Annotated in this window: 1 protein-coding gene; it reads left to right on the top strand. The window is 60.9% G+C overall.

Annotation, left to right across the window (positions count from 1 at the left end; all coding sequences use genetic code 11):
• A partial coding sequence (locus AK59_RS0122770) for a type VI secretion system Vgr family protein (RefSeq protein WP_029883892.1) occupies nt 1–593 on the top strand: 593 nt, incomplete at both ends.

The raw sequence follows: 593 nt of genomic DNA, 5'->3' as shown, positions 1-593 counted from the left end.
CCCTTTCGCTGGACCATCGATTTCACCACCCCGCAGAACAATCTCGCCCCGGAACAGGTGCTGATGAAACACGCCACCCTGCGTATGCGCAGCGGCAAGGCGGTGCACGGCATCATCACCCGCCTGGAGTGGATTTCCACCACCGCTGACCAGTCTCATTACCAGGTGGCGCTCAGTTCCCGTCTGGCGCTGCTCAGCCGCACCCGCCAGTGCCGCATTTTCCAGCACCAGCCGGTGCCGGAGGTGGTGGAGCAGGTACTGCGCCAGCATGGATTTGAAGGCGCAGATTTCGATTTCCGTCTGGAGCGTGTGTACCCGGTGCGGGAGCTGATTACCCAGTGGCGGGAGACGGACCTCGAATTTATTCAGCGCATACTGTCAGAGGTGGGGATTTTCTGGCGCACGGAAATGGACGAGGCGCGCGGGCTGGATATTTATATTTTTGCCGACAGCCAGCTGCACTACCGGTTTGACGTACGCCTGCCGTACCGCGAGCCGTCCGGGCTGTATGACGGGGCACAGGAGTCAGTGTGGGACGTGCGCACCCGGTATAAGGTGGTGCCGGGCATGGTCAGCGTACGGGATTACAACTA

This window comes from Enterobacter sp. T1-1 (genome assembly GCF_000710795.1).
Taxonomy (GTDB): domain Bacteria; phylum Pseudomonadota; class Gammaproteobacteria; order Enterobacterales; family Enterobacteriaceae; genus Enterobacter; species Enterobacter cloacae.
Note: the sequence above shows the minus strand (reverse complement) of the source record. Positions and strands in the feature narration are given on the sequence as shown.